Origin of the sequence: Bacillus sp. cl95 (genome assembly GCF_900115925.1) — a bacterium.
In the GTDB taxonomy this organism is placed as follows: Bacteria; Bacillota; Bacilli; order Bacillales; family Cytobacillaceae; genus Neobacillus_A.
Window position 1 is genome coordinate 612,736 of record NZ_FOYF01000001.1, and the last position, 21,330, is coordinate 634,065.

General features: G+C 37.7%; 20 protein-coding genes and 1 riboswitch. Of the genes, 5 read left to right on the forward strand and 15 right to left on the reverse strand.

Annotated features, from left to right (window positions below):
* Positions 1-238: 238 nt before the first annotated feature.
* Entirely contained in the window at positions 239-3,262 is a 3,024-nt protein-coding gene (locus BMZ31_RS03080; protein WP_090830254.1) for an efflux RND transporter permease subunit, read from the forward strand.
* Between the two features lie 45 nt (positions 3,263-3,307).
* On the opposite strand, the gene BMZ31_RS03085 is transcribed toward BMZ31_RS03080, so the two are convergent.
* Positions 3,308-5,002 carry a M3 family oligoendopeptidase gene (locus tag BMZ31_RS03085; protein WP_090830255.1) on the reverse strand — a complete coding sequence of 565 codons (1,695 nt, stop codon included), beginning with the start codon at positions 5,000-5,002 and terminating at the stop codon, positions 3,308-3,310.
* A gap of 208 nt (positions 5,003-5,210) precedes the next feature.
* Positions 5,211-5,651 carry a MarR family winged helix-turn-helix transcriptional regulator gene (locus BMZ31_RS03090; RefSeq protein ID WP_090830256.1) on the reverse strand — a complete coding sequence of 147 codons (441 nt, stop codon included), beginning with the start codon at positions 5,649-5,651 and terminating at the stop codon, positions 5,211-5,213.
* Positions 5,652-5,833: 182 nt separating this feature from the next.
* Here BMZ31_RS03090 and BMZ31_RS03095 point away from each other — a divergent pair, with 182 nt between their 5' ends.
* Entirely contained in the window at positions 5,834-7,327 is a 1,494-nt protein-coding gene (locus BMZ31_RS03095; protein ID WP_175477980.1) for an ATP-binding protein, read from the forward strand.
* A gap of 106 nt (positions 7,328-7,433) precedes the next feature.
* On the opposite strand, the gene BMZ31_RS03100 is transcribed toward BMZ31_RS03095, so the two are convergent.
* Both BMZ31_RS03100 and BMZ31_RS03105 read right to left on the reverse strand, forming a co-directional pair.
* On the reverse strand, positions 7,434-8,582 hold the full coding sequence (locus BMZ31_RS03100) for an MFS transporter (protein WP_090830258.1): 1,149 nt from the start codon (positions 8,580-8,582) through the stop codon (positions 7,434-7,436).
* A gap of 269 nt (positions 8,583-8,851) precedes the next feature.
* Positions 8,852-9,385 carry a hemerythrin domain-containing protein gene (locus BMZ31_RS03105; protein WP_254778556.1) on the reverse strand — a complete coding sequence of 178 codons (534 nt, stop codon included), beginning with the start codon at positions 9,383-9,385 and terminating at the stop codon, positions 8,852-8,854.
* 225 nt (positions 9,386-9,610) lie between these two features.
* Between BMZ31_RS03105 and BMZ31_RS03110 the strand changes: the two genes are divergently transcribed.
* Entirely contained in the window at positions 9,611-9,964 is a 354-nt protein-coding gene (locus tag BMZ31_RS03110; RefSeq protein WP_090830259.1) for a hypothetical protein, read from the forward strand.
* A 117-nt stretch (positions 9,965-10,081) separates the two neighbouring features.
* On the opposite strand, the gene BMZ31_RS03115 is transcribed toward BMZ31_RS03110, so the two are convergent.
* From BMZ31_RS03115 to BMZ31_RS03130, 4 genes are read right to left on the reverse strand one after another with little or no spacing between them, the layout of a single operon-like run.
* On the reverse strand, positions 10,082-10,366 hold the full coding sequence (locus BMZ31_RS03115; protein ID WP_040204690.1) for a ferredoxin family protein: 285 nt from the start codon (positions 10,364-10,366) through the stop codon (positions 10,082-10,084).
* Positions 10,366-11,661, reverse strand: a complete 1,296-nt coding sequence (locus BMZ31_RS03120; RefSeq protein WP_090830260.1) for an FAD-dependent oxidoreductase — start codon at positions 11,659-11,661, stop codon at positions 10,366-10,368. The genes BMZ31_RS03115 and BMZ31_RS03120 overlap by 1 nt, the downstream gene beginning before the upstream one ends.
* Complete coding sequence (locus tag BMZ31_RS03125; RefSeq protein WP_175477981.1) at positions 11,654-12,685, reverse strand: electron transfer flavoprotein subunit alpha/FixB family protein; 1,032 nt, start codon at positions 12,683-12,685, stop codon at positions 11,654-11,656. The genes BMZ31_RS03120 and BMZ31_RS03125 overlap by 8 nt, the downstream gene beginning before the upstream one ends.
* Positions 12,686-12,727: 42 nt before the next feature.
* Positions 12,728-13,546: an electron transfer flavoprotein subunit beta/FixA family protein gene (locus BMZ31_RS03130; protein ID WP_090830261.1), complete on the reverse strand. Its 819-nt coding sequence runs from the start codon at positions 13,544-13,546 to the stop codon at positions 12,728-12,730.
* Between the two features lie 137 nt (positions 13,547-13,683).
* Between BMZ31_RS03130 and BMZ31_RS20205 the strand changes: the two genes are divergently transcribed.
* On the forward strand, positions 13,684-13,881 hold the full coding sequence (locus BMZ31_RS20205; RefSeq protein ID WP_139206598.1) for a hypothetical protein: 198 nt from the start codon (positions 13,684-13,686) through the stop codon (positions 13,879-13,881).
* Between the two features lie 692 nt (positions 13,882-14,573).
* Here BMZ31_RS20205 and BMZ31_RS03140 read toward each other — a convergent pair.
* The 6 genes from BMZ31_RS03140 to BMZ31_RS03165 form a co-directional block, all read right to left on the reverse strand.
* Positions 14,574-14,855: an aspartyl-phosphate phosphatase Spo0E family protein gene (locus BMZ31_RS03140; protein WP_254778557.1), complete on the reverse strand. Its 282-nt coding sequence runs from the start codon at positions 14,853-14,855 to the stop codon at positions 14,574-14,576.
* 302 nt (positions 14,856-15,157) lie between these two features.
* Positions 15,158-15,691 carry a 1,2-dihydroxy-3-keto-5-methylthiopentene dioxygenase gene (locus tag BMZ31_RS03145; protein ID WP_090830263.1) on the reverse strand — a complete coding sequence of 178 codons (534 nt, stop codon included), beginning with the start codon at positions 15,689-15,691 and terminating at the stop codon, positions 15,158-15,160.
* 22 nt (positions 15,692-15,713) lie between these two features.
* Positions 15,714-16,343 carry a methylthioribulose 1-phosphate dehydratase gene (locus BMZ31_RS03150; RefSeq protein WP_090830264.1) on the reverse strand — a complete coding sequence of 210 codons (630 nt, stop codon included), beginning with the start codon at positions 16,341-16,343 and terminating at the stop codon, positions 15,714-15,716.
* On the reverse strand, positions 16,336-17,004 hold the full coding sequence (locus BMZ31_RS03155; protein WP_090830265.1) for a 2-hydroxy-3-keto-5-methylthiopentenyl-1-phosphate phosphatase: 669 nt from the start codon (positions 17,002-17,004) through the stop codon (positions 16,336-16,338). The genes BMZ31_RS03150 and BMZ31_RS03155 overlap by 8 nt, the downstream gene beginning before the upstream one ends.
* Positions 17,005-18,219 (reverse strand): 2,3-diketo-5-methylthiopentyl-1-phosphate enolase, encoded by a 1,215-nt coding sequence (gene mtnW, locus BMZ31_RS03160; protein WP_090830266.1) that lies wholly within the window; start codon positions 18,217-18,219, stop codon positions 17,005-17,007. It abuts the gene before it with no gap.
* An 87-nt stretch (positions 18,220-18,306) separates the two neighbouring features.
* A riboswitch (SAM riboswitch) is annotated at positions 18,307-18,414 on the reverse strand.
* Positions 18,415-18,497: 83 nt separating this feature from the next.
* A complete protein-coding gene (locus BMZ31_RS03165) occupies positions 18,498-19,670 on the reverse strand; it encodes a pyridoxal phosphate-dependent aminotransferase (protein ID WP_090830267.1) in 1,173 nt (390 codons plus the stop codon).
* 127 nt (positions 19,671-19,797) lie between these two features.
* On the opposite strand from BMZ31_RS03165, the gene BMZ31_RS03170 reads away from it, so the two are divergent.
* Entirely contained in the window at positions 19,798-20,583 is a 786-nt protein-coding gene (locus tag BMZ31_RS03170; protein ID WP_090830268.1) for a carbon-nitrogen family hydrolase, read from the forward strand.
* A 67-nt stretch (positions 20,584-20,650) separates the two neighbouring features.
* On the opposite strand, the gene BMZ31_RS03175 is transcribed toward BMZ31_RS03170, so the two are convergent.
* Complete coding sequence (locus tag BMZ31_RS03175) at positions 20,651-21,235, reverse strand: DUF2087 domain-containing protein (protein ID WP_090830269.1); 585 nt, start codon at positions 21,233-21,235, stop codon at positions 20,651-20,653.
* Between the last annotated feature and the right edge of the window lie 95 nt (positions 21,236-21,330).

Genomic DNA, 21,330 nt, shown 5'->3' on the forward strand with positions numbered 1-21,330 from the left:
TGATTCCGCTCCATTCCAGGCTTACTCAATTAAATTATGGGCTCTGTTATTGTGTTGATTTCCGTTCCAGTCAACAAAGTGTCAAAATCAAGAATGAACTTTCATTGAGCCAAATTGTAAAAAGACCAAATGTAAAGGGAATCTTAAATATTTCTTAAATTTGCAGTTTAAAAATGAATTTCAACAATTTTCCTTATAGAATGATTACATACAAAATAATCATAAGTGAGGTAAAAACATGGGTTTCTTGACAAGATTCAGTTTGAAGAATGCTTTTGCAGTATTTATTATTTCTTTTCTACTCATTCTTGGCGGATTATTTTCCTTTTCAAAACTAAAGGTTGATTTATTACCTAATATTGAGTTCCCACAACTTTCAATTGAGGTCGTGTATCCTGGTGCTTCACCACAAGATATCAACGAACAAGTGACCGAGAAACTTGAAACTAAACTGAAAGGAATCGAAGGAGTAAAGAAAATGCAGAGTTCTTCCTTCGAAAGCATTGCCATTATCAGTTTGGAATTCCCTTTTAACACAAAGATGGATGACATTGAACAGCAAGTTAACAGTTACATTAAAGATGCCGGACTGCCCGATAACGTTCAAACAAAAGTAAACAGATTTTCTTTCGGGGCCTTTCCCATCTATAACATCTCATTATTTTCAAAGGGAGATACAGATCTCCAAGAACTTTTGGATAATGAAGTCATTCCAGAATTAAATAAGATTTCAGGCGTGAACAGTATCTCTGTTGGAGGAAATACAGAAGAACTGTTACAGATAACAGTCGATAAAGAAAAAGCAGCAAAGCTTGGACTGTCATTAAATGATGTCAAAGAACAAATTAATCAAAAGCAATTATCGTTTCCTGCTGGAAATCTAAATTCAAACGAAATTCAGATTCCTATTAGGGTTCAAGAGAAAGTTGACGCAATCAATGAACTTGAAAACTTGACAATTAAATCGTCTTTTAACCCAAATGCTCCCGCAATTTCTTTAAAAGAATTTGCAAAAATTGAAGAAATCAGTGAAAAACCTGAAATTACCCGATACAATTTGAAAGATTCTCTTTCTATGGCCGTAACCAAGAAACAAGACGCGAATACGGTGGAAGTTGCTGATAAGGTTCTTTCCGTCTTAAAAAAATACGATGACCGACTTGAGTACGCTATTGGTTTTGACTCAGCGGAAGGAATTGAAAAATCCGTAGAAACATTAATTAAAGAAGGTTTACTGGGAGCACTTTTCGCTTCTCTAGCGGTTCTTTTGTTCTTGAGGAATTTCCGTGCAACCATCATTGCCATCATATCCATTCCAATGTCCTTACTCGTATCATCCATCTTCCTACAACAAATGGATATTTCTCTGAATATCATGACTCTTGGAGGAATGGCCGTAGCAGTTGGTCGGGTTGTGGACGATAGTATCGTAGTAATTGAAAATATTTTTAGACGGGTTCGTCGTACAAAGAAAGGCATTTCAAATGATTTGATTCAGGATTCTACAAAAGAAATCCTGAAAGCCATTACTTCTTCGACGATTACCACCGTTGTAGTGTTTTTACCTTTAGGCTTTGTTGGAGGTGTAACCGGGGAATTCTTCTTGCCGTTTGCATTGACAATCGTTTTCTCTTTATTAACTTCATTAGTCGTTGCGATTACAATCGTACCAGTATTAGCTAAATTTTCTTTCAAGAAAGTTCCGGCTGAAGAAAAAGAAGACGGAATGCAAAGATTTTATGGTAGAGCTATTGGATGGTCGCTTAATCACAAGAAAACAATCATTGTTCTATCGATTCTTTCATTAGTAGGTTCTTTAGCGCTTGTCCCTCGTCTTGGATTCACCTTCATACCAAACGAAGAACAAAAGTTACTTGTTGCAAGCGTTCAATTACCATCATCCACTTCACTTGAAAAAACAAATGAAGTTTCATTGGAACTTGAAGAAATGTTTGATAAAAAGAAAGAGATTAAGGAAGTCACAACAGGGGTCGGTACACGTGACTTCCAAACTGGTTTACAACGAAAAAATCAGGCGAATTATTTTATTACACTTTCAGACAATGTAGATGTTACCGAACTAATTGATGATTTAGAGAAACAAATGGAAGATATCGTTCTCACAGATGCACCTAAATCCAAGATTGGTGTCCAGGAAATGTCTACAGGTGGACCACCATCCAATAACAATGTAAATATAGATTTATATGCCTCCGATTTAGCTGATTTACAGCAAGCTGCTTCGGATGTAGAGAAGTTTATGACCAAGCAAGAAGACCTAAAGTACGTTTCGAACAACTTCTCAGAAAGACAAAAGCAGGTCGTGGTAGACATCGATTCTCAAAAAGCAGCCCAACTTAGCGTATCTGGTTTTCAAATCCTCGGTACCATTGCAGATCAAACGAAGCCAGTTAACATTGGTAACCTAAAGCTTGATGATGTTGATCGTAAAGTACAGATTTCTTATGACAATCCTGCTGAAGATCTTGAAGATCTTAAAGATATTGTCCTCTTCACAGCTAAAGGGCCTGTTCCAATTACAGAAGTTGCTAAAATTGAGGAAACGGAAACTTATACTGCTATTCAAAAACTCGATGGAAAAGTGTATGCACGTATTTCAGCTCAAATTGACTCTGAAAATATTCAAAAGACTACAGCAGATGTCATTGACGGTGTTAAGAAACTCGACTTGCCTAAAGGGGTAACCTTTGAAGGTGGAGGCGGAAGCGATGAAACCATGGAAACATTCCAACAGCTTGGATTGGCAATGGTGATTGCCATTGGTCTCGTTTATTTGACGATGTTGATAACTTTCGGCAGAGCGAGAATTCCATTCATTATCCTTTCTTCTCTTATTTTTGTTCCAATCGGTTCACTTTTAGGACTTACATTTGCGGGCGAGCCAATGTCCGTCAGCGTCATGATCGGAATGTTAATGTTAATTGGAATTGTGACTACAAATGCCATTGTATTAGTAGACCGAATCGGTCAAAACCGTGAAGAAAAAGGTATGAAGATTCGAGAAGCATTGATCGAAGGCGGTAAAACAAGATTACGACCGATACTAATGACCGCTTTTGCAACGATTGCAGCACTGTTGCCACTTGCCTTTACTACTTCATCGGGCACGTTGATTTCAAAAGGTCTTGCCATCACTGTAATTGGGGGCTTAACGTCATCAACAATTCTTACTTTGATCTTAGTCCCTGTCATTTACGAGCTTTTCTTCTTTAAACAAGTAAGAAAAGAAAGAGCGTTATAATAAGAAAAAGCGAGCGACGGTATCAAGCCATCGCTCGCTTCTCTTTTATAGTTCTGTATCATCCACACTACTTAACCACTTATCAATTTCTCCCACTACAGACTCAACACACCCATTTTCAAATGGTGAAATAAGATTCGCTCCTTTTACAAGTTCAGTAAAAGATTTGCTTCCGCCTAATTTGCATAATGCCACGTAATCTTTCCATGCACCTGCTTGATCTTCTCTTGATTTCTTCCAGAATTGGAACGCACAAATCTGAGCAAGAGTGTAGTCAATATAATAGAATGGCGAGTTATAAATATGGCCTTGTCGTTGCCAGAAACCGCCATTATTTAGATATTCGTTGTCCTCATAATCTTTGTGAGGAGTGTACATTTTTTCAATTTCTCTCCATTTCGCTTTTCTTTCAGCTGGAGATGCCTCAGGGTTCTCATATACCCAATGTTGGAACTCATCGACCGATACTCCGTACGGTAAGAATAATAGCGCATCACTTAAGTGAGAGAATTTATATTTTTCTGTATCATCAAGAAAGAACTTTTCCATCCAAGGCCACGTAAAGAATTCCATGCTCATTGAGTGGATTTCAGCTGCCTCATAAGTAGGCCAGTAATATTCAGGAATTTCAAAATGACGGCTTGAGTATACTTGAAAAGCATGACCTGCCTCATGGGTTAGAACATCGATATCACCGGATGTACCGTTAAAGTTAGAAAAGATGAATGGAGCTTTATACTCCTCTATAAAGGTGCAATAACCTCCTCCAGCTTTCCCCTTCTTAGCGACTAAGTCTAGAAGATGATTATCCTGCATAAAGCGGAAGAATTCCCCTGTCTCTTTAGATAACTCTTCATACATTTGTTGCCCGTTTTCAATTATCCAATCAGGAGTTCCTTTAGGTGAAGCATTCCCTGTTTTGTAATTGAAGTTTTCATCGTAATATTTCATTTGGTCAACACCAATTCTTGCACTTTGACGTTCTTTAAGCTTGGATGCAAGTGGAACAATGAATTCTTTGACTTGTTTGCGGAAATTTGCAACCATATCCGCATTATAATCTGTACGGTTCATACGATAATAACCAAGTTCAACAAAGTTTTTATAACCAAGTGTTTGAGCCATTTCTGTTCTTACTTTTACTAACTCATCATAAATGCGATCAAATTTTTCTTCGTTTTCAGCAAAGAAACCAAACTTTGCTTCACTAGCTTCCTTCCTTGTTTCTCTGTCAGTAGACTCAGTGAAAGGATCTAATTGTGCTAAAGTACGTTCTTCACCTTCGAACATGATTTTTGCAGATGCTACTAATTTCGTATACTCAGATGAAAGTTTGTTTTCCTTCTGAAGCAAGGAAACGATTTCGGGCTTAAATGTTTTTAATTGTCCCTCTGCAAGTGCAAATAGCTGTTTTCCCCATTTGTTTTCTAATTGCTCACGAAACGGAGAATTCACAAGAGCATGATAATATTTTGTAATAAGCCCTTCAATTTCAGGCTGAATTTCGTCCATATAATCTTGTTCAGCCTTGTAAAATTCATCATTTGTATCAATGGAATGACGGACGTAACAAATATTGAACATTGTTCCAAGGTCATTTCTAATTTCATTGATTTCCTTCATAGCCTGATCTTGGTCTTCGATTGTGGATGCTTGCTCAAATTTTACTAGGACCTTATGAAAAGCTTCTGTCACTTCTTCTAAGTTTGGACGTTTATATGTATATTCTTCGAATCGCATGAATCCATCCCCTTTATTTTTTGGCACTGTAAAACTACATTGTGATATTCACTAGCATCCGCTCCCTTACAGCGGACTAACTGCTTTATCATTTATTTTAAGACAACATTATAATTAAACAGAGCCTAATTTTTAATACAACATTAAGGATTTCTACAAAAATTCCGAATTTCCTTTAAAATAAAAAAATACGGTTAAGAAAACCGTATTAAAATTTACCCGCAGGGATGCCTAGTTTTTTTAGAAGCTCTATTGCTTGTACTTGTTCTTCCGTTTCAAGGCTGGACATCAACTCATGAATTTGTCGTTCGTGTTCAGGAAAAATGCCTTCAATAAAGTTTTTTCCTTCTGCGGTAATTTGAGCGTATGTTACCCGTCTATCTTTTGGACAAGCAAGACGTTTCAACATTCCTTTTTGTTCTAGTTTATCAACAACATATGTGATACTTCCACTTGCTAATAAAATTCTCCCACCAATTTGTTGAAGAGGTTGATCCCCTTTGTGGTATAACAATTCAAGCACAGCAAATTCAGTCGGATTCAGTCCATAAGTTTGAATAATTTTATTTACACGTTCATTAATAGCTTTATAAGCCCTAGAAAGAACGATAAAAAGCTTTAATGATTGGGAAATCGCTTCTTTTTCCATACATTCTTCATTCCTTTAATCGTTATCAAATATCTCGAATTCAAAATTATTATAAATAACGGAAGTAAGTGTGTCAACGAAGCCTCCCATTATAACTTTCCCAAATAGATGGGATTTAAGAATAAAAGACTAAATGTTATAATAAATCATATCATTGTTTTAGCAGAATAAAGGACGGTATCATGACAAATAAAAAAAACCTTCTCATCTATATCTTCGTTGTTATTGTTCCATTTTTACTCATCTCATCTTTAACAGTCGTATCCACTCTAAAAAAGGATGAGAAAGCTAGAATCGAACATGCAAACTGGATTGCAACTGTCCATCAAAAGAGCTGGGATAAACTTATCGCAGAAACAGTCACTTCAATGGAAATGTTGTCTTTGACCGCCAATACTTCCATGAATAATCCCGAAAAACTGGATCCAATCTTGAAGCGTACACATCAAAAAGATCCACGTTATGGCGGAATCTATGTTTTAGATAAATATGGCACCGTTATTGCAGGATCAAACGGATTATTAGTAGATACTAATCTTTCAAAAAATACATATATAAAAAATGTTATTAAGACCAAGGATACAATCATTTCAAATCGATACGAGACCTTGATCAATCGTCAAAAAGTAATTGGACTAGCTAGTCCGATTTTAGATGAAGATCGTAACTTGAATGGTTTGATGGTGGCTCATATAAGAATAGATTACATTCAAAATGTCATGAAAATCCTTACTCCCGATACAAAAATATTAGTATACAATGGCACAGCAAATCCGATGATGAAAATAAACATAGAAAGCCCTCCTAAAACTTATAACAATTCATGGGTAAGCAAGCCTATAGAGAGACTTCCATGGTCCATTTATGTTAAAGTTCCTGAAAGAAAATACAAATCTATTATTGAAAATGTTTATCGACCCATATTTTTCATATTGATCATTTCTAATATATTATTCTTACTAATTAAGTACATTCTTCTTTGGGAGCAATCTTTAAGGGAGAAAAAACAAAACGAGCAACAGAAGTTAGAACTAGTCGGAACTTTGGCAGCCAGTACCGCCCACGAAATTAGGAATCCTCTGACGGGAGTGAAAGGACTTATTCAACTGTTAAGTGAAAAGTATACCGATCCCGAGGACAAATATTATTTTGAGGTTATTGATACTGAGATTAGTAGAATCAATGAGATTGTAAGTGAGTTCCTTATATTGGGTAAACCAACTGCAGAAAAAACAGACTTGATTCATATTCACATGGTGATCAAAGAGCTCCAACCACTGATTATTTCTGAGGGGAATCTTTTCAATGCTAAGTGTACTTGGTTATTTTCTGATGAGGAAGTCATAGTAGAGTGTAATAAGGATCAATTAAAACAAGTCATCCTGAATGTTACAAAGAACGCCTTTGAATCCATTTCTGAAGATGGCAATCTTAATATACAGATTTCAAAGAAAGAAAAGTGGTGTGAAATCTGCATACGTGATAATGGTTCCGGAATGACCCCCGAAGAACTTACCAAGATTTTCACTCCTTTCTATACATCAAAAGAAACCGGCACCGGATTAGGACTTGTTGTATGCAAGCGTATTGTTGAATCTTTTAAAGGTAAAATAGAAGTATCTAGCAAGAAAAATGAAGGAACAGATGTCGTTATTTTGTTGCCATTAGTTGTTTAAGTTTATGGAATGGCAAGCAATATTTCAAATAAACTCATAAAATGCTGATATTAGAAGCGGATCCAATACAATTGGATCCGCTTTTTTAATCTGCTTATTGAATTTCTCATGAAAAAGTAGATTTGAATAATCCCCACTTTTCATAAATCAAGTATGTGATGGCGCAAACCATTAATAACGATTGGAGAGCCCAAACATTCCCTGATATCCCAAGGATGGATACTGATATTGGGCACAGGATAAACCCTATTAGAAATCCAGTTCTAGTGAGAACACCCTGCAATCCGAATATCCGTCCTCTTTGTACTGATGATGTCATTTGAAGTAATGACGTAGAAATAATCTGACTTCTGCCTTCAAAAAAGCCTACAAAAAACAATAAAGGAACTGCCACATAAACGGTTTTAAATGTAAAAGAAAACACTAAACTTAAGGCAAATGCCAGAAAAATAAAAGCAAGGCTTTTCATATTAACACTTTTCTTATTCATCATGCTCCCAACAAATGAGCCCAAAGATAAAATAGCCCAAAAGACTCCATTCACCAGTGAAGGCTGATTATAAGTTTCCGCCCATAACGGTAGGGAAAAATTATATCCTGATACTGCTAATGTAAAGAAAAACAAAATAATCAGTAGCCATTTTACTTCACTAGAAATCTTATTTTTTTCCAAAGCGTCTTTTTTCTTGTTTAATTTTCCGATTTCTTTATTTCTTTGGTGCAGGGATGAGGTCCAACTTATTGAATACAAAAAGATTGTAGCTACAAAATAAGTAATGCTATCAAAAACGATTACAGGAAGAATGCCCAGTTTCTCAGTTACCCATCCTCCAATGATAAATCCTATAATGCTCGCAAATGAGGCAATTCTTACAATTAGTGCATTAATATCGTAACCTCTGTCTTTCCCGAACATATCAGGTATGGATGCTTCATAACCAATATAAAAGGATTGATTTGTACATCCTAAAATAAAGGCAGATATTACAATCATTGATGAAGTACCTACTAAAGGAAGCAAAACAGCGAATCCGTTTGCAAAGTCGCTGATCAACATTAACTTTCTTCGGTCAAAGCGGTCAGCAAGTTTACCAGCAATTGGGCTCATCAATAAAGCGCCAATTTGCCTAACTAGGAAAAAAGCAGTAAACAGCCATTCTTTATTTGGAAAAGTAAGAATTAATGCTGTCAATGCCATGAAATTCATTCTTGATGCAAATTCAGATAAACCAACAATATAAACATATTTCTTCATGTCTAAACCTCCAAATGTGGCGGCTCAGAAACAACGCCCCTATTAGGGGCGTTGGCGGATGATTTCAGTCACCATATCTTTCCTCCTTATTTTTTCAGCTATTTTTTATAAAGGGATGTTGTTCGTTACCAACCTAATAAATACTTATATATTATAATTCAAAAGAATTAAGAAAAGGAACAGTGTAATCATAATATTCAGTCAATAATATAGGTCTGAAGAGAAGTTCCAAAGTCATGAACAAAAAAAGATGGGTTCCCCCATCATGTCTATATTTCTTGAATTCTAAAATAAAGTTCTTGCTTCTCCTCTTCTGTCAACATACGTTGAGCCATCGGGAATAATACATTTTCCTCTTTTGTAAAATGATCCACCAAAGTGTAGTACGCCTTTTTAATCATCAGTGCAAGTTCCTTCATTTTTCCCTCTGATAATTCTGTCGAGGATGCAGACTGCTCTATAAAAGTACTAATTAGAGATTTAGCGAGATCATGCTCATATTCCATAACCGCTATAGGTCCCATAGACTTACCGATATAGTTTGACATCATCGGAAAGAGAATACTTTCCTCGCGTTCAGAATGCGGTTCAAGTTCCTTAATAAAAGCCTCTACCTTCTCTTTAAGGGAATTAAAATTCACACTTAGTTCTTCACCACTCTCAATTTTCAAACATGCTTCAAGCAGCCCTTCAAGCCTGTTTATAAGAGGTGGGTGTTCTCCTTTAAGTTGCCTTAGTCCATCGCATAAATCAGATTCATTTACTCCGCCAAAAGCCCCCATACATCCCATTATTTCAGTCATTTTCCCGTCTCCTTTCGATCTTTTCTTTAGTATATAAGGAAGCATAAATTTGCGTTGTGATGCTCATCACTGTTTCCAAAAATGACATAAAGATATAGAAAAATAAAGATTCTTGAACATTTCATGAACGATGTTAAATTTTCGAAAAATTTTAACATTTTTACTCAAAAATTCTGAAAAACTTACATATAATAAAATTAGCAACCTATAAAGGAGGACTAACATATGAACTCCCCTAATTATCGTGACTTTTATCAAAAACCATTGATTCCAATCGGTGCAAATGATCAGGAAGCCCTCACTTCTGAATTACCTGCCGAAGAAAACACTCCTCTTACTTTAACCCATTGGCTCATAGCTTTAGAAGGTGAACCTTCTACTCAAAATGAGGAATTTTTCCACTGGAGAGTAAGCGTTTACTTATGTGATTTTGAAGGGACGTTTGACTGGAATTATCCTTTTTATTCATCAGAACTCCATGATAACTTTCATAAAGCTTGTGACAAAGCCCGATTGCTCGAATTACAGTCGCATAGAGATCAATTATTCTCAACTACAAAATTAGAGAAAATAAGCTAACCTCAAGAGATTCCCACTGCAACACCCTCCTTTTTTTGATTTCACTTGTGAAAAAACATACATATAGTTTGAAGAATAAAAAAAAACCGATTGCCGAAGCAATCGGTTTTTCCGTTTTTAAGCCAGTCTAAAAACGATCCCATGCCCGCCTTTAGGATATTCCCATTTAATATTTTGATAGGGACATCCAATTCGGCAACTTCCACATTCATGACATCCTTCATAGCCGACTTGCATTCTTGTTCCTTCCCATTTATAAACTTCCGCAGGACAGAAAACGGTACAAATTTTATCAGGGCATTGCGTCATACAAACATCATGGTCTAATACAGTCAAATGAGATTTCGTATCACACTTAAATCTAAGAAGATACTGCTTTTCCTCGATGTTTTTCGTCGACATTATTTCACCGCCTTCCATGCGCGATACATATCTTGAATGAACCTAAAAGTCCCTCTTTCTGCTGTGACACTTTTGATGATTTGCTTTTGTTTATCTCGTTTTGGTGTACCATCTACTGTAAAGAACTTGCTCATAGCTTGGTTCATCATTGGAAGGTACTCTTTAAAGTATTGTGGGTATCTTTCAAATGTGTGTGCCGCATCCTTATACTTTTCCAAGTCCTTAATGATAAAGCTTCCAAATAATTCATCCTTGTATGCGCTAAGACCAGCCTCACTGAAATCATTACGTTCTTTAGCCTTTACAATGGCTTCAGCAGCCATTTTCCCTGAAGCCATTGCCATATTTGATCCCTCACGATGAATCGCATTAACGAGTTGTGCAGCATCGCCTACAACGACCACACCGTTACCCACTACCTTCGGAACAGAATGATATCCCCCTTCTGGAATGAGATGGGCAAGATATTCTGCTGATTCCCCACCCTCAATTAGCGGCTTTACCATTGCATGATTTTTTAAATAATCAAGTAAATCATAAGGCTTTAATTTCGCTTTCATCATACTTGACAGTGTCGTGCCGACTCCAATATTGATGCTATCTTTATTTGTATAGATAAACGCTGTACCGAGATTTCCTTTGGTGGAGTCACCAAAAATTTCGATTGTACACCCTTGGTTATCAGATAAATTGAATCGATCATTGATTTTTTCTTTAGGTAGATTAATAACTTCCATTACGGTCAAGGCCACTTCATCAGGACGGAATTCTTTGTGAAATCCAAGCTGTTTTCCTAGCAAAGAGTTTACTCCATCTGCAAGGACCACCACATCCGCAAAAACATCTCCATCCGGTCGGTCTGTACGGACTCCAACGACTTTTCCATTTTCCACAATGCATTCAATAACTACCGTTTCATTAATAAGCAATGCACCAGCTTCAACTGCTTTTTTGGCAAACCACTGATCGAATTGTGCTCTCAAAACGGTGAAATTGTTATATGGCTCTTGAGCCCATTCAAGACCTTTATACCCAAATGATACGACCGATTCCTTATCAAGCATCCAAAATCTTTGTTCAATCACAGGACGCTCAAGAGGTGCTTCTTTCCAGAATTCAGGAATGATGTCCTCCATCTGTTTTCTGTATAGAACACCACCCATTACGTTCTTGCTTCCAGGATATTCGCCTCTTTCAATTAAAAGAACATTTAGGCCATTTTGAGCAGCAACAAAAGCACATGCTGTACCAGCAGGACCGGCACCAACTACGATCACATCAAATTTTTCAGACATAGCTCATTTCACCGCCCTTTTGATTACGGATCTCCTTAAATTGCTCAATAAGTTTCGGTACTATCACTAACGCATCGCCGACAATTCCATAAGTAGCCACATCAAATATAGGTGCATTGGGATCCTTATTAATTGCAATGATGATCTCTGAATTTTTCATTCCTACCACGTGTTGAATGGCTCCTGAAAGAGCGATAGCGAAATAAATTTTCGGCGTGACAGTTTCACCCGTTTGCCCGATTTGAAGATGATGTGGCATCCATCCTGCCTCAACCACATCCCGCGTACCCCCTAATGTCGCACCAATTGTATCAGCTAACTCTTGAAGGAGCTGGAAGTTTTGTACATCTCCCATACCTTTCCCACCACATACAATAATGTGGGCATCTGCCAAGTTTGCTTTTTTTGTTACATCATTCACAATTTGCAGCACTTTAGTACGCATATCTTGTTCTCTTATATCCATCTTTTCTTCAATGATCTTCCCTAATTTTGATTGATCCGCTTCCAAAGCCTTCATCACCTTTGGTCGCACCGTAGCCATTTGTGGGCGATGTTTTTTACATAGAATGGTAGCCATGATATTTCCTCCAAATGCAGGACGGCTTGCTTCAAGCAAACGACTACTAACTTCGACATCGAGCATGGTCGTATCTGCTGTCAGACCCGTATTTAAGTCAGTCGCAACTGCACTCGCCAAATCCTTCCCATTAGGCGTAGCCCCATAAAGGAATATTTCAGGCTTGTACTTTTCAGCAAGCAGAATGACGCCTTTCATATATGATTCAGTCCGATAATTTTTAAGTACTGGATGATCTATAACATACACTTCATCGGCTCCATAGGAAATGACAGTATTGGCCAAAGTTTTGACTCCTTCACCGAGTAAAACTCCGGCAAGAGGCACTTCAAGCTTGTCTGCAAGCTTTCTACCTGCACCCAATAATTCAAGAGAAACCCCTTCAATTTTCCCGTCATTTTGTTCTATGAATACCCATACGCCACGGTATTCGTCTAATATCATCGAGACTCCTCCTCTAAAAATAGACTTTCAGACTGAATAATTTTAAGAATTTAAGAAAAACAAATCCTTCTTTTCCATAAGTAAGCCCATCAATTCCTCAACTTGCTCATCCACAGAACCTTCCAACCTCTTACCACCTTCGGGTTTAGGAGGCGTAAACATCTTTCCGACAATGGTTGGTGAGCCTTTCAAACCAAGTTGGGTTCTATCTACATTCTCTAAGTCGCTTACAGCCCAAATTACAGACTCATATCTAGCCGCTTTTATCATGTTTGTTAAAGATGAATATTCGATTTCGTTTATCTCTTTCTCAACTGTCAATAAGCAAGGCAGCTGAGTTTGAATGAGTTCGTAGCCGTTAGCTAACTTTCTCTTAATCAATACGGTTTTTTCATCTAAATTCACTTCAGAAACTTCAATTACATTCGTGACAGGAGGAATATCAATTCTCCGAGCAATACCTGGTCCTACTTGCCCTGTATCTCCATCAATCGCGTGCTTGCCGCAAATGATCATATCAACCGGATGTTCCTTTCCGATTCTTTCCAAGGCTTTTGATAAGGCATAACTAGTTGCTAGGGTATCGGCCCCCGCAAAAGCTCTATCTGATATCAGATAACCACGATCAGCTCCTATTTCGATACTTTTTTTTATGACTGCAGTTGCCTGGGGTGGTCCCATGGATAAAACTGATATCGTTCCACCCGTCTGCCTTTTGATCTTGACTGCTTCCTGAACCGCATGGGCATCGTATGGATTGAGAATGGCAGGTGCACTGCGGCGATCTAGGGTGTTGGTCTTTGGATTGATTTTAATGATTTTTGTATCTGGAACTTGCTTGACACATACGACAATGTGCATATATAGGTCCTCCTTAATAAAACCTTCTCTTGCAAACCATTGCTAGTTTTTATAAAAATGCTTTGTATTACGATATATGTATCGCAACATAAGCATAGTACAAAACAATTTGGGAATTCTTATTTCTTTGTATATAAATGAAAGGCTCATTTCTGAAAGTAAATCTAATAGTTGATTGGAGCGAGCATCTTGGAGCGGAAATCAACAACTATTTCAATTTGTTAGATAGCAACAAAATTACGAATACAGCCCAATGTAAAGATGAACAACCTTTTATGTATTGCATGATCAAGAAATTTGTTTCAATGGAGATTACTCTAAAAAGTAGTTATTAATGAAGAAGAAAATCTTTTCAGGAGAAAAAGGAAAGTTATCCCTAATATAAATATATGAAATATAAGGGTATCAACAATGATAAAAGTCACACTTTACCGATTTATTAAAAATAAAGACGCTGTTAACCTCGCATGTAGAATTCCGCTACAGGCACTCGCTTTCCGCGGGCGAATTATGAAAAGCCATACTGCCGGGTTTTTCAAAGACAAATTCTTCTTCGGCGGGTTCGGAAGCTCCTTGGCACAATCCGCCTGCGGGGTCTTCTAAGTCCCTCTATTCCCGCAGGACATTGAAAAAGCTTCCTTGAATGAACACCGCACGAAATGATGCGATAGCATCCTTGAGGAATTTCGAGGAGTCTCCTGCCTTTCGCTCCAATCAACAACATCTTTATTTCAACAATTTCCTTTAACAAAGCCAAAGAACAAAAGGCGCAAGCGCTCTGTTTAGCCCCGACAGGCATAAGACGAATCACGCAGGAAATCCTGATTTCTGAAGTGATTTGGCTTATGACCAAAATTGTTTTGGCTTTTGAAAACAATTAAGGTTGTTTCGGCTATAGGAAACAACCCCGAGGGGCTGGGCGCTGGAGGTGGATTAATAGAAAAACGTAGAAAGTTATCCACATTAATTTATTTGATAATTTCATAGACCATAAAAAAAGGAAGATTCCAATTGGATTCTTCCTTCATTAAATACTTATTAATAGAATTTGAATGATTCCTGTCAGTGCTTTAGGCAATACCATTGTCAAATTTGCAATAAATGTTCTGACTTCTGCTTTTGGTTCAGAAGGGGAGCAAAAACAAGTTTGATAAACATATATTAATTCATCTAGTTCCTGACTACATTTTATTGTATCCTCGTTGGTAAATCCTTTTTCATTGGCACATTCCATCATTTTCTCTCTTTTGCTTTTTATTTCTCTAAGTATACTATCGGAATGAACTGCTACTGCTGCTTTCTGCCCCAATCTTCAGTGCCCCCTACTCTATACCACCTTGTCCATTTTTCATCTCTATCTTGCCTCTCTTTTTTGAATTATGACAAAAATTTCTACCCCTGTAAACCCTTTCGCAAAACTAGACAAAACAATCATCTTTCCTTACTTTTCGACAGTAACTTCAGGGTTTTTTCTTGCGAATTCGACATATTTCTTGTGGATTATCCAAAAAAAGGTATGTGGTTTTTTGTAGAAATATTGGAAAGCGCTTACATTTATATGGAATATAAAAGCAGATTTGAAATTCATCAAATCTGCTAGAAAATCATAGATTATAAGCTTACTTCTTCCTTCTCATAAATAGGAACCCATCCTTCTGTTGTAACAAAAATTCTTACTGCTACAACTTTTCGATCTTCCTGTAACGTGAAGTAATGCCTTACATTAGGTGGTACTGAAATAAGATCACCAGGCTCTAGATAGACTTCAAAAAAGACTCCATCTTTTCCTTCTATCACGAAAATCCCATGACCGCTTACAATAAAACGAACTTCATCATCTGTATGATGATGTTCCTTTTTGAAGTTTTCTAAAAGGGTATCTAGATTCGGGGTTTTTTCCGATAATGAAATGACATCTTGAGCTTTATATCCGCGTTTCACTGAAATATCTGCAATTTCCTCTGCAAATGCATCTAAAATAGATGATTTTTCTTCATCAGACAATGTGTACTTCTCGGTTAATTCGGCTGGTAGTTTTCCGATATTCCAGTTTTCATAAATTACTTCCTGACTATCTAAAAATTTAGCAACTTCCTCTTTTCCATGAATTTGCTCGTCACGGCCTTGAAATTGAATATGAGCCATTTTCGTTTCCTCCTAAATTTTATTAAACAACTTTAAATAACTGATACGGTTTGTGTTCCAGTAATCGGAGTTGATAACGGAATAAGAATTCCGAAGCCTCAAGAATCTTTTTAGCTTCGAAAGCCGTTCTTCCCCATACGGTAATTCCATGATTTCTAATTAAAATAGCTCCAGTGTCTCCGGATACATATTCTGAGAATGACTTTGCCAAAGTAGGAATATGAGCGTAGTTTTTGATGATTGGTATGCGCAAAACGGCATCTTCTTCCCATTTATCAAATGCCTTAATTAATTCCTGGCCTTGAAAGGAAACTTCTCCTGTATCACCATACACTTCTGAAATAACATTATTATCAATCGTATGAACATGAAGACTGCAACCAGCTTTTGTACGTCGATATATTTCAACATGAAGAAGTGTCTCTGCTGATGGTTTTAAATGGGTTTCCTCAACTGGCCTTCCAAATTCGTCAACAAGAAGAAAGTCTTCGTCAGTTCGCTTTCTTTTGTCTTTCCCACTAGCTGTCACTAAAAACCTTAGTGGCTCATCGCTCACTTTAATGGCCAAGTTTCCACTTGTACCCATAAACCAATCCCTTCCAGAAAGCTCATCCTTTACGTCAGCCAGTTCGTTCCATCTTTGTTTAAGCATTGACCTTCTTCACCTCTATCCTATTTTTTATCACTTCAATACAATCGTAAAAGGTATCAAAACTTTCATGAGGAATGTCCCATTCCCGACATTTTTCAAGTAACAAATCCCTTGCTAGTACGAAGTCAGCCTTTTTAGCCGCTTCAAGATCGGTAACCGAGTCACCAATGACGATATTGAAATCTCCTGTTTTTTCATTTTTTCGCATGATGCTCGTTTTACAACATCCACAATCATTGCTACATAGTTGATCACAAATATGTGGCCATTTGATTTCAATACGTTCTTTTGAAAAATCTGCTTCATTACAATAGATTCCTAGCAAAGGACTGAATTTTTCAAGCAATGGATGGACAAAGAAATCAATTCCACCACTGACTATATAGATTGGGATTCTTTCAGACTCTAAGAAAAAGAGGAAATCTTGAAACCCTGGCCTCAGAATGGCGTTTTCAACAGCAAATTTAGTTAATTCGTCTTTTTGATTACTCGGTAAAAGAGCAAACAATTCACCAACGCCTTCGCGAATGGAAACTTTCCTTGAAAGAACGTTATCAGCGATTGTTTCCCAGCCCTCGGGTGCAAATTTTCTCATTAGGGCTATAATATTATCTTTAGCAGTCACAGTGCCGTCAAAATCACAGTAAACTACATATTGCATTTAGACATTCACCTCAACGCTTCCCCAAAGTTGAATCGCCTTTTTTAGTTCCGGATACTGTTCCGCACCCACGAATAGACTCTTTCCTTTCAGGTGAGTTTCAATCGCTTGGATGAATGCTCGCCCTCCTCCTTGAGCACCATCAGGATGACCATGAACACCTCCACCTGCGTTTATGACACAGTCATTTCCAAAGTCCTCAATGAGCAGTGGCACTAAACCTGGGTGTATTCCTGCAGAAGGTACAGGAAAGGCTGGCTTTAAGGAGTCAGGTAGCAACAGCTCTCTACTAATCGATAGCGTCTGATTTTTTTCCAATGCAACAGAGCCGTATGGTGACGGAAAAAGTGATAAATCCGCTCCTGCATATCTTAACAATTTGCCGAGCAACAATGAGTTCGACACCCCATAATCAGGTGATGAAGTCAGAGCTCCACTGAATGCAGGGTGAGCCATAAAAGGAAGCGCTATTTCATCGTCCTCCCTCAACTCCTGCAATGTATCCAACCCATAAGAAAAGACATTAAACAATAGTAGATCTGCTCCGAGTTCAGCTGCTCTTCTTGCTTGGTCCCTTAGTTTGGAAGTGCGACCGGTAAGATTAACGGCATATAAGGTTTTGTTCCCTGTCTGTTCATAAACTTCATGTAAGACCTTTTTACCTTCTACAATTCTCTTTTCAAACGGAGTTAATTCATTTTCAAAAAGAATTTCATCGTCTTTGACAATATTTATTCCGCCTAGTGCCTGCTCCTTTAGCTGACGGATAAGAAAATCCATATCTCTTCCTAGTACTCCCTTGAAGATACTCATTAGCAAAGGTTTGTCATATACACTTGTTAAGTTCCTAATTCCCTCTACGCCGAATCTTGGACCAGGGAATACATTTTTCAAGGCCGCATCAAACTGTAAATCAATCAGCTTAATTTTACCGTCGAGGGAAAGCTTTCCGAAAACAGTTGTAAGAATTGCTGGAATATCATTTGAGAAATTTACGGCAGGATAGGCGATTTTCAAAATCGCAGCTTCTACTTGACCGTTAGAAACAGCTTCAACCGAAACGACTCTCCCTTTATGTCGTCGTAGCTGGTTTTGTTCTAGTTCAGGTAAGTTGGTCCATGAGCCAACCGTTAACCCTAAGGCAATCTCCTCAGCTTTTTTTTCAGGATTTTCACAATGGTCATTTACAGCATAAGTTGCGATCAATTCAGTCATTTGTTCTTCTTCCTTTCTCCCTTAAAAAGAGCCAAAACAGCAAAAAACCTCTTCAGAAAGAAGAGGTTAGCATTACAAACTAACATCCTCTTATCTGCCAGCTATCGCTGCAAGAATTAGCACCGTGCTTAACAAAATGTTAAGTCGGTTGCCGGGCTTCATAGGGCTAGTCCCTCCACCTGCTCTTGATAAGAAAACGAAATGTATATTTGATTTTCATAATTTAAAATTAATTAATTAGGATTATCGCAAGAATTTTTCAGATTGTCAATTAGTTTTTAGAAAATTTTTAATGATTCGATTCTTCTTGCGGCTTCTTCCAGTCTTTCCTCTGTTGTTAACAATCCGACCCTTACATAACCTTCACCGTGCTCTCCAAATCCTATCCCGGGAGCAACCATAATATGAGCCCTCTCCAACAAAAAATTAGAGAACTCCTCCGAAGTGTATCCAGTGGGAACCTTCAACCAAGCGAAAAACGAACCTTTCGGCGCTTTGACTTCCCAACCGATTGACTTCAAACCATTTATGAAAACATCTCTTCTCTTTTCATAAAGGTCGTTTAGCTCACGAACACAGTCTTGTGACCCTATTAACGCTTCTGCCGCCGCTTCTTGAATACCTCCGAACAGACTTACAAAGAGATGGTCTTGCATGAGTTGGATGCTTGAGATCACACTTCGATTACCTACCGCAAACCCCACTCTCCATCCTGCCATATTATAAGTTTTAGAAAGCGTATAGATTTCAATACCAATATCCTTTGCCCCTTCAACCTCGAGAAAACTCGCCGGCTTTTCACCGTCAAATCCGATACCACCATAGGCAAAATCATGGACGATACAAATATCGTGTTCATTTGCCAGTTGAACAGTTTTTTCAAAAAATCCCTTCGTCGCGACAGCTCCCGTTGGATTATTTGGATAGTTTAGGAACATTAACTTTGCAGCACGAAGAGTTTCTTTAGAAATAGCATCATAATCTGGCAAAAACTCATTCTTTTCCAAAAGTGGCATCATTGCCATCTCTGCTCGTGCAAGTGCGACACCTGACCAATAGTCAGGATAACCCGGATCTGGTACGAGTACAGTATCACCAGGATTCAACAAACATTGCGGTATTTCCACAAGCCCGGCTTTTCCTCCAAAAAGGATGGCCACTTCTGAATCTGGGTCTAAAACTACACCATATTCACGCATGTAAAATTCTGCGGCTGCTTCTTTCAAATATCGGAACCCCTGAAATGGAGGGTACTTGTGGTTTACTGGATTTGCTGCCGCTGCTTGTAATTTAGCAACGATGTGTTCAGGTGTTGGTTGATCGGGATTACCTTGTCCTAAATTAATGACATCAAATCCCTGAGCAACATACTCTCCTACCTTTTTTACGAGTGATGCGAAAAATTGTTTCGGTAAGCTATCTAGCAAATCTGATTGTTGAAAGTGTTTCAATTGGTCCACCTGCTTTTAATTTTTTGAATGATGAAATTTTTAGTTGAAAATCTAGTCACAAATGATATAACGTTAATGACAGCTTGTAAAGTAAAAATTTAGATTTTTCTAAAAGAGGTGGAACAAGATGAACTGGAAATTAGCCTGTATTCAAATGGATATTGTATTTGGGAACCCTGAACGCAATCTAGAGAAGGCGACTGAATTGATTGAAAAAGCGGCAATATCTAAGCCGAATATCATCGTCTTACCCGAGTTGTGGACGACAGGGTATGACTTAACTAGACTCGAAGAAATAGCAGATAGTAAAGGCGTAAACACTATTGGCTTTCTGAAAAAAATGGCAATAAAATACAAAGTGCATTTCGTGGGAGGTTCCATCGCAAATCGAACAGAAAAAGGTGTTAAAAACACTTTATTTGTGATTACTAAAGATGGAGAGCTCGTTCATGAATATAGCAAACTTCATTTGTTCCGTTTAATGGATGAACACTTATATTTAATTCCCGGCAGTGAAAAGGGATTATTTGAATTAGAACAACAATCTCTTGCAGCCATGATTTGTTATGACATTCGTTTCCCAGAATGGATTCGAAGCCATACTGTAAAAGGAGCTAAAGCACTTTTTGTCGTGGCTGAATGGCCAATGCCTCGCCTTCATCATTGGAGGTCCTTACTCATTGCCAGAGCGATTGAAAATCAGTGTTATGTGATTGCATGTAATCGAGCAGGAAGTGATCCAAATAATGAGTTTGCTGGGCACTCGATGGTCATTGATCCATGGGGAGAAATTGTAGCTGAAGCAGGAGAATTGGAAGAAATAATGGTCGCTGACATAGATTTTGCAAAAGTAGATCAAGTCAGGAGTCAGATACCGATATTTACTGATAGAATTCCCGAACTTTATAATTAATTTTTGTTCAATAGGAGGATGGAGTCCGCTGAACTTGCACGCTCCCTTCCTCCTATTAGGTTTATTATCAATCTATTTTTGCCCACATTTCTTGAGGATTCAGTTCATAAATACTATTTTCGCGATACATATATTGATTGATAATGAATTCCCTTCGAATGGTCGCATAATCTTCATGAAACTGCTTAATATAGTCATTCAGTTCTTTTTCCTCGTACTTTTTCCCTATTTTCAGACCACAAACAATATGTTCAAATACCATGAGTTTCTTCTTCCGTTGTGCTGGTATGCTTTTTAATCGGCCATCATTTGAAAAGAAATTTTTCAAGACCTTCTGGCGTTCCTGATTCATTTCAGTCACTTCATCCACCTTTTCCTCTTTTTTCTCAAATAGTTGGGTTAAACCCTTTGCCTGCTGGCGGATTACAGATTCATTTAAATAAAAATAAATCGTGTTTTTATCTCGTCTTTCATACACCACATTGATTTCACGAAGTTTTTTTAAATGGTGTGTAATCGTTGAAGGAGTCAATCCCAATTTACCCGCGATTGCCTGACCATGCAGGGGTCCATTTGCTAGTAAAGCAACCACTCGGACCCTTGTCGGATCTCCCATTGTTTTTAAGAAAGTCACTAAGCGGTTCAGTTGCATCCTAATCATCCTATCCGGTAATTTGATAATCATCTAATTAGATATATATCAAATTATTATATTCCAGTCAACTCAAAGAGACACTTTTTGTTAAA